The organism is Sphingobium xenophagum NBRC 107872 (assembly GCF_000367345.1).
In the GTDB taxonomy this organism is placed as follows: Bacteria; Pseudomonadota; Alphaproteobacteria; order Sphingomonadales; family Sphingomonadaceae; genus Sphingobium; species Sphingobium xenophagum.
In genome coordinates, this window is the sequence record NZ_BARE01000087.1 from 1 (window position 1) to 8,130 (window position 8,130).

The window sequence follows — 8,130 nt, forward strand, 5'->3', positions numbered from 1 at the left end:
CGCGCTCCATCAACCCCGTGTGCCGGATAGCCGAAAATAACTTTGCGTCTCTGAAACAGAAAAACTCATTTTTTAAAGCCGAAGTCAATAACCTTAGATTATCTCTTGGGAAGATACAGTATCACGCCAATGAATTATCTAAAACTCTAACTGAACAGATTGATGATTTGAATCGCCAATCGAAAGAACGGGATATTTTCCAGAACGATATTTTGGGCCAGATAAACGCCCTGCATCAACAGCTTTTGATGCATCAGAAGGACCAGCGTAGGGCTGTAAACGTACGTACGGCACTATTTGTCATCTGGGCAATGGTGGTATCCTTCGCAGTTTATCTCTTGCGGTGAGACGTCAAACCGATGCGAGACGTCGTGAATTTACCAGAGGTTCGGACCTGCCAGCGGCGTCAGGGGGGATACTGGCTCGATGGATTCATGAGTATCTGGCACACTCGACGCTCTACTTCTTCCCCACCTACTGGGCGTTCAACATTGGCTGGCATGAACGGCCCGAGCGCACAATCAAAAGCTATGCGGAGCCAGCAGGCCTATTCACGCCTTAGTCGGAAGCAGATCAGGTGACGTGAAAGCCGGCCCATATCACCCGACCGACGGTCTGGACTCCGTTCTTCGGCAAGCCTGCCAAAGCGACGGATCTTGGCTTCCCGATCGGTAAGAAATCTCATTGAAGACTGATCGTGGCCATGCGATCTTCGCGCTCGGTGAGAATTGTATGATTGAAGATGCCTCCCAGTTCGGCGCCGCAGTCGCCTCCGCTCGCAAGGCCTTAGGGCACACCCAGCGGGAACTGGCGCTCGCCATCAACAGTGGCGAACGCTTCATTTTCGACTTAGAAGCAGACAAGCCCACCGCTCAACTCGGTAAAGCATTGGCCACCGCCAAGGCCGTACGCCTGCGACTGACGGCGGCTGGAAGTCCGCAGGTCTGAAAGTGGGACTTCTGGTCGACAGCGATGGCCGCATGGTCGTCCCAATCAGCCGGGACGCGTAGGCAACCGGCCTTGCCTAAGGCGACGCTTAGCGTTCATCTGCCGACAACTTCGCAGTCTCGCTGGCGATGCCGATCCGGCCAGAGTCCTATGTGGCGAGTAGGCGAGCTTGATCGGGATGGCCGGAGGCAACGTTGTAAGCCGACCCGGATCGATCATGGTCAGCTAATTGGTTTCGTGCAGATCGGCATGTAGTCTCCTCGAAAGTGGCGATGCTCACCGTCGCAGTGTCCGAGAGAGTTGAGATGACCAAAATCAGACGCAAAAAGAAGGCTACGCTCAAGCCAGTCTATTGCCTCAAGGCGGAGATTCAGGCGGCGTCGCCTACATATTGTCTCGGCGACGACGGGCCGGAGCGCCGAATAGACGAGACATTCGTCCGGCTAGATTGCTTGATCGTGGAGACCAGTGAAAAGCTTGAGCAGCACAGGGGAGAAGAGATCGAGATTAGGCTGGCGTGCGAGCGATTTCTGCCCGACGAATCCCAAACTGCAAAGCGCGCGCATCTATCCTTGACCCTTCGCAAGAACCTTCGTTCGATGGTGGCGTACTTGCCCTCGGACGCAATTTGGGCATTGCCGGGGTTGATCGCGTCCAAAGCGATTACCCATGTCCAGGTGGATTGCGATGAACTCCAGCGAGGCGAGGCGACTGGCTTGAGCATCTACTTCTCTACCCTTACCGAAATGCGCTCGCTCGAGACGCGTTTCGTAGAGGGGAGGCCGCGAGATACATGACGAGATAAGGGACGGCCTGGGCCCCAATCAAAAGGCCCACTTTCTGCATTTGTTCCAACGCAGGAATGGCGGAATTCTGAGACTTTGAAATTGCCAGAGTCCCTAAAAAGGCATCGAACCAATACCTTAGTTGCCTAGAGCGGGCGGAATTGTGGGCCTTCCCAAAAACCACATCGTCAAAAATACTGATTTAAATATAGAAAGGATGGTAGACGTGAGTCCTCTTCTGGGCACCATTTTTCTTTCCGGATGCATCCACAAGCGTCCGGAAAAATCCACGAAATCAAAGACTTTTTACGGATCGGACGTCCACCGGCGTCCGGCTGAAATCGTTGCAATTGACGGTATGCGACGGTATTTTTGACGGTATCGAAACCGGCAAAAGGTGGCTTCATGCTTACCGATCTGGCAGTCCGAAAGGCAGTTGCGCGGGACAAGCCCTACAAGCTCTCCGACGGTGGCGGGCTGTACCTGCTGGTGACCAAGGCCGGGCAGCGGTGCTGGCGGGTCGACTATCGCTTCGGGGAGAAGCGGTCTACGGCAGCGCTCGGGGTCTATCCGACCGTCACCCTCGCCGAGGCGCGGGCCAAACGGCTGGAGATCAAGAAGCAGATCGCCGAGGGCATCAACCCCGCCGCCAAGCGCAAGATCGACAAGATCACCGGGCCGCTCGGCAATGTGAACAGCTTCAAGGCCGTGGCGGACGAATGGCTCGACAAGGCCCGACGCGAGGGCCGTGCCGATGTAACCGTGGGCAAGCTGACATGGCTGCTCGAATTCGCCTACCCCATGATCGGAGACCGCAAAATCGGCGAGATCAAGGCGCCCGAGCTGCTCGCCGTCCTGCGCGCAGTCGAAAAGCGCGGCCATTACGAAACCGCACGACGGCTACGCAGCACCTGCGGCCAGGTCTTCCGTTATGCCATCGCCACCGGCCGCGCCGACCGGGACGTTTCAGCAGACCTGCGCGGCGCACTAATCGTGCCGAAGGTGACGCACCGCGCCGCTATCACGACTCCGAGGGAAGCGGGCGCTTTGCTGCGCGCGATCGACGCCTATTCAGGCTATCCGGTCACTCACGCCGCGCTGCGACTGGCCCCCTATGTTTTCGTGCGTCCGGGCGAACTGCGGCAGGCAGAATGGAGCGAGTTCGACTTTACCCGCAACATCTGGACCATCGCCGCCGACAAGACCAAGATGCGCGTCGCGCACCGTGTACCGCTCAGCCGTCAGGTCCTCGCCATCCTGGAAGAGCTGCGCGAGATCACCGGCAACCGCCGCTTCCTCTTCCCCGCCCAGGGCAAGCGCGACAGGCCCATGTGCGAAAACACGATCAACCTCGCGCTGCGGCGAATGGGTTTCGACGGCACCACGATGACCGCCCACGGTTTCCGCGCCATGGCGAGCACCTTACTTAATGAGCAGGGTCACTGGAACCCCGACGCGATCGAGCGCCAGCTCGGCCATGCCGAGACCGATGACGTCCGCCGCGCCTACGCGCGCGGCGAGCACTGGAATGAGCGGATCAGGATGATGCAGAGCTGGGCGGACTATCTCGACCAGTTGCGCTCAGGCGCAAAGGTGTTGCAAGGCAGCTTCCGCAAGCCATCGGGCGCTGCAAGCGCGTTGCCGGGTTGATCCTGCTGCACCGGTAAGGATCTGTCACCAATCTGTTCAGCTGGCGATTTCCGCATCAAGGTAGGCCTCGACGCGCTGCATACCTGCGAGGCCATCTGCCAGCATGAGATCCAGCGCGCTGGCCCTATCAAAGGCCTCGTTAGGTGCACCTATCCACCGCGCGGCTCTATCGCTGTCAGCGAATATGCATCGCAATGCGCGATGAATGCCGAGCAGCGCTGCAGCCCGCCCTTCGCCGATGAGAAGCCGCTCGGCTGCTGCATCCTGAATGCCCCAGCGCGCGACCAATGCAGCGGCCGCCCGCGTCATGGCCAGTATTTCTTCATCGTTGTATTGAGCGCTGGCGATCGACATGGACAGATCCACTGACTTCGACACCCCCTCGATAGCACGGAACATCCGTTCAGGCCACCAATCAACTTACCGGTCGGTAAGAATTTTCGGATATGCGTCAATATCAAAGCGCATCCTTCCCGATCGGGAAGAAATGCTCTTGAATCTCTACGGCACATATGAGAACTTCCCGATCGGTAAGAATGACATGATAGACAACGCAACCCAGTTCGGCGCAGCCGTTGCCTCGGCCCGCAAGGCCCTTGGCCTTACGCAGCGGGAGCTGGCGCTCGCCATCAACAGCGGCGAACGCTTCATCGTCGATCTGGAAGCTGGGAAGCCCACCGCCCAACTCGGGAAGGCACTCGCCGCCGCCAAGGCCGTTGGCTTGCGGCTCACCGCCACCGGCATTTCGCAGGCCTGACGGTGGACCTTCCGATTCATTACGAAGACCGCCTGGTCGCCACGATCAGCGCCGATGCGCAGGCAACCCGCCTTGAATATGCGGATGCTTGGAGTTCATCCGCTGAAAGCTTCCCGGTCTCGCTGGCGATGCCGATCCGGCCAGAGCCCTATGAGGGAGAACAGGTTCTTCCCTGGCTGATGAACCTCCTGCCGGAAGGCGAACCGCTGCGCGCCATGACTCGCGCGCTCGGCGCTGCGCCGGAGGACGCGCTCGGCCTGATCGCGCAGACCGGCAATGATCTGGCAGGCGCGCTCAGTATCGCGCCGCAGAAACCGCGTGGCGAGCCCGGCTATCGACCGATCCCGCATGCTGAAGCACTGGAGCGAATCATCGAGGAACTGCCAGCGCGCCCATTCCTGGTGGGCGAAGATGGCGTCTCGATGAGCCTCGCCGGCGCACAGGAAAAGCTGCCGGTGGCCGTCAGCGAAGGCCAGATTGCGGTGCCGATCAACGGCGCGCCATCCACCCATATCCTCAAGCCCGACAATCCACGCCTGCCCGGCAGCGTCCAGAATGAGGCGCTGTGCATGGTTCTCGCTCGCAGGATCGGCTTCAATGTGGCGCCGGTGATGACCGGCGTTGCGGGGCAGCGCAGCTATCTGTTGGTCGATCGATACGACCGGATAGGCACCGGCAACTATGTTCGCCGCCTGCATCAGGAGGATTTCTGCCAGGCCCTCGGCCGACCGCCCGCCGCCAAGTATGAATTCAATGGCACCGGCACGCGCGGCCCCTCGATCGCCGACATGTTCGCGGTTGTCCGCCAGCATATGACGGCGCGCGACATCACCCGGCTGCTGGACGCTGTGATCTTCAATATCGCTATCGGCAACGTCGACTCGCACGCCAAGAACTACTCGATCCTGCTCGGCCCGGGCGCGCCGCAGCTTGCCCCGCTGTATGATCTCATGTCGGGCCTCGCGTGGGCCAACATCACCCAGAACCACGCCCAGGCGATCGGGGGCCAGCGCCGCGGTCGGCACATCTACGGTCGCCACTGGCGGCGCATGGCCGAAGCCGCCGGACTGGCAGCGCGGGGGACAGTGCAGCGGGTGGAACAGGTGACGGCGCGGTTGCTGCGCGAACTGCCCGCAGCGGTCGAGGAGGTGGCAGCAATGCCAGCAGGGTCCTCGATGCTGGAGGTCTTCGCAAAGGAGATCGAGGAGCGGGCCACCGAAGTAAAGGCGCACGCCGGGCAGGAAGGCGTGCCTGAAGCCGACGAAGTGCCCAGGGACGAAGTGCCGGCGATCAGTGCGAGCGCCTATTCTGCTGACGGGGGAGCGGGAGCGCCATGACCAAAGGTATCTTCGTTCATCGGACGGACTCGATCTACGACGACAGCCCGGCGGAGCAGTATCAGTTCCCACGCCAATACCTGACCCGCGTCAGCGCCTGCATTGGCGATTGGATCATCTACTACGAGCCCAGCAAAATCCGGGATACGCGCGGATACTTCGCAGTCGCCAAAGTGGCCCATGTTGTGCCGGACCCGACCGCTAAGGACATGTATCTCGCCCTGATCGAACCCGGCACCTACTTGGACTTCCCCAATCCGGTCCCGTTCAATGGCTCTCTGGGGCTGGTCGAGCGAGGCGTTCTTAATGACCAGGGCAAAATTTCGGGTCGCGCCCAATCCGCAGTCCGCCCCTGTCGATCGAGGACTTCAACCGCATCATCGACCTTGGTCTTGCGGAAGATGACAGCTTCTTGCCGAGGATCGATGAGACGGCCGACAATCTACTGCGCGAGGAGCGCTCACCGTTTCAGTTCGAAATCGAGCGGGACCGCGTGGCGAATCTCGGCTCACGGCTGGTCCGTGACCGGCTGTTCCGCCGCCGCGTGGTCGAGGCCTATGATGCCCGTTGCGCGGTGACCGGGCTGAAGCTGATCAATGGTGGCGGCCGCGCCGAGGTCGAGGCAGCCCATATCCGCCCCGTGGATCGCGGCGGGCCGGACATCGTCACCAACGGTATCGCCCTTTCAGGAACCGTCCATTGGATGTTCGATCGGGGCCTGATCGGCCTAAACGACGATCTCGAAATCCTTGTCAGTCGACATGCGAACGCCCCCGATAGCATCCGCTCGCTGATCAACCGGACCGGCTTCGCCATCCCGCCCCAGCGACCTCTAGAGCGCCCGCATCCGGCCTTCCTGGCGTGGCATCGAGAGCATTGCTTCAAGCACTGACGGAACCTGCATCAGGCGCCGCAGCGGCTGCTATTCCCAAGGCCGACGACCCGATATTGTTTGGTCTGTTGCGGGGACATAATCGACGTGAGCCCGAAAAGCTGGGCACAGTGCAGAGCACACCCTACGCCGCGATGCGGCAGAAAGAGATTGTTAAGCAATAGGTTACGCGAAGTTGTTCCTCTACAAAGAGGAGCAAGTCAATGCAAGCAAATGGCTATCTGCTACCAGCGGAAGGAGCCCCGAATCAATTCTCGGCCCAATCCGGCGAAGGGCAGGGGAGTGGTGAAAAGCCCAAACTAACCAACCGGGTTCGGCTGAATGGCAACATCGTTCGGCGCAAGCCGGGAAAGCGTATCCAGGAATATTGGGATATCGACCTGCCGGGCTTTGGCCTGCGGGTAAATCCTGGCGGCAGGCGGACATGGTTCGTGCTGTTTCGCCAGCGCGGCAAGCTGCGGCGGGTGTCGTTGGGTACCTCCCGTGACATCTCGCCCGTCACGGCCCGCCGCCTCGCGCGGGCGAAACTGGCGGAGATTGCGCTGGACGGTCTGCCTACGCGCAAGAAGGCCCGCGCGGCGCAGAAGAACGATGCGCCCCTGCTGCGTGACTACGCCGAACGCTTCTGGGCTGACTATTCGCGGCACTGGAAGCAATCGACCCGCAAGCGCAACGAGAGCGCGATCGTCAAGGAAATCCTTGGCGCGTTCGGCGACCGGCGGATCGACGAGCTGGCCAAGGGCGACATCCTGTTCTGGCGCGACAGCTTTGTCGAGCGGCCCGGCGTGTTCAATCGCACCTTGCCGGTGTTCTCCGTGATGATGGGTTATGCAGAGCGGTTAGGCCTGCGACCGCGCGGCTCTAACCCTTGCAAGGGCACGCCGCGCTACAAACGCAAACCGATGGAGCGGTTTCTGTCGCCGCATGAATATGCTCGGCTTGCCACGGCATTGCGAGACTACGAGGCGGAGCAGCCACAGTATGTCGCGGCGATCCGCCTGTTGATCTTCACCGGCGCGCGTTGCGGAGAGATCGAACAGCTGCGCTGGGAATGGGTGCAGGAACCGCGCCTCATGCTGCCAGACAGCAAGACCGGCGCGAAGATCATATACCTCAACCGGCAGGCTATCGAAGTAATCGCATCGCTCCCAGACCGGAAAGCAACCGGCCTGCTATTTCCCTCGTTGCACAATCCCGACAAGCCGATCACGCTCGGCATTCACTGGTCGAAAATCCGCAACCGTGCGGCCCTGCCAGACGTGCGCCTGCATGATCTGCGCCACAGCTTTGCCTCGGTCGCGATCCGCGACAACATCTCGCTGATGGTGATCGGCAAGCTGCTGGGGCACGCGCTGGCAGAAACAACCACCAGATATGCGCACCTGTCCGACGAGATCGTCGCCGATGCAGCCGAGCGCGTATCCGGCTCCATCGCGCGCCTGATCGGAGTCGGCAAATGAACGCGCTGACCCTGCGGGGGATCGTCGCCGAGGAACTGGGCAGTCTCCGGCTCCATGTCATGGGCAAGTGCGGCGGCCTGGGTGAGCTGCGCAAGACGTGCTGGACGCGCGAACTGCCCGGCTTCGGGACGCGGCATTATGCTAGCGGGCGCAAGGTCTACATCGTCCAGGCACGGATGGAAGGGCGCGCCCGCACGGTGACAATTGGCAATGCAAAGGTGCTGAGCCGCGTGCAGGCAATGGATGTGGCGCGCCGAGTGCTGCTGCGTGCCCAGACTGGCGACAACCCTGCGGAGGAGCG

The 8,130-nt window shown here is 60.8% G+C and carries 10 protein-coding genes; 9 read left to right on the forward strand and 1 reads right to left on the reverse strand.

From position 1 onward, the window contains the following. The 4 genes from SX1_RS24410 to SX1_RS21325 form a co-directional block, all read left to right on the forward strand. On the forward strand, positions 1–347 hold a 347-nt coding region (locus tag SX1_RS24410), incomplete at its 5' end, for a hypothetical protein (protein WP_157410355.1). Positions 348–684: 337 nt separating this feature from the next. Further along, positions 685–948: a helix-turn-helix domain-containing protein gene (locus tag SX1_RS21315; protein ID WP_255209820.1), complete on the forward strand. Its 264-nt coding sequence runs from the start codon at positions 685–687 to the stop codon at positions 946–948. Positions 949–1,253: 305 nt separating this feature from the next. Continuing rightward, positions 1,254–1,745, forward strand: a complete 492-nt coding sequence (locus SX1_RS21320) for a hypothetical protein (protein WP_167539657.1) — start codon at positions 1,254–1,256, stop codon at positions 1,743–1,745. 393 nt (positions 1,746–2,138) lie between these two features. Continuing rightward, positions 2,139–3,383, forward strand: a complete 1,245-nt coding sequence (locus SX1_RS21325; RefSeq protein ID WP_019054727.1) for a tyrosine-type recombinase/integrase — start codon at positions 2,139–2,141, stop codon at positions 3,381–3,383. Between the two features lie 36 nt (positions 3,384–3,419). Here SX1_RS21325 and SX1_RS21330 read toward each other — a convergent pair whose 3' ends face one another. Beyond that, positions 3,420–3,737 (reverse strand): MbcA/ParS/Xre antitoxin family protein, encoded by a 318-nt coding sequence (locus SX1_RS21330; protein WP_043146306.1) that lies wholly within the window; start codon positions 3,735–3,737, stop codon positions 3,420–3,422. On the opposite strand from SX1_RS21330, the gene SX1_RS24965 reads away from it, so the two are divergent. The 5 genes from SX1_RS24965 to SX1_RS23310 form a co-directional block, all read left to right on the forward strand. Then, positions 3,736–4,140 carry a helix-turn-helix domain-containing protein gene (locus tag SX1_RS24965; protein WP_255209821.1) on the forward strand — a complete coding sequence of 135 codons (405 nt, stop codon included), beginning with the start codon at positions 3,736–3,738 and terminating at the stop codon, positions 4,138–4,140. The genes SX1_RS21330 and SX1_RS24965 overlap by 2 nt on opposite strands. 2 nt (positions 4,141–4,142) lie before the next feature. Continuing rightward, positions 4,143–5,477 (forward strand): type II toxin-antitoxin system HipA family toxin, encoded by a 1,335-nt coding sequence (locus SX1_RS21340; RefSeq protein ID WP_019054730.1) that lies wholly within the window; start codon positions 4,143–4,145, stop codon positions 5,475–5,477. Between the two features lie 412 nt (positions 5,478–5,889). Then, positions 5,890–6,369 carry an HNH endonuclease gene (locus SX1_RS24970; protein WP_019054731.1) on the forward strand — a complete coding sequence of 160 codons (480 nt, stop codon included), beginning with the start codon at positions 5,890–5,892 and terminating at the stop codon, positions 6,367–6,369. A 203-nt stretch (positions 6,370–6,572) separates the two neighbouring features. Continuing rightward, on the forward strand, positions 6,573–7,829 hold the full coding sequence (locus tag SX1_RS21350) for a tyrosine-type recombinase/integrase (protein WP_019054732.1): 1,257 nt from the start codon (positions 6,573–6,575) through the stop codon (positions 7,827–7,829). After that, positions 7,826–8,130 (forward strand): integrase arm-type DNA-binding domain-containing protein (locus SX1_RS23310; RefSeq protein ID WP_043146302.1); only part of this gene is annotated, 305 nt, incomplete at its 3' end. The genes SX1_RS21350 and SX1_RS23310, both read left to right, overlap by 4 nt.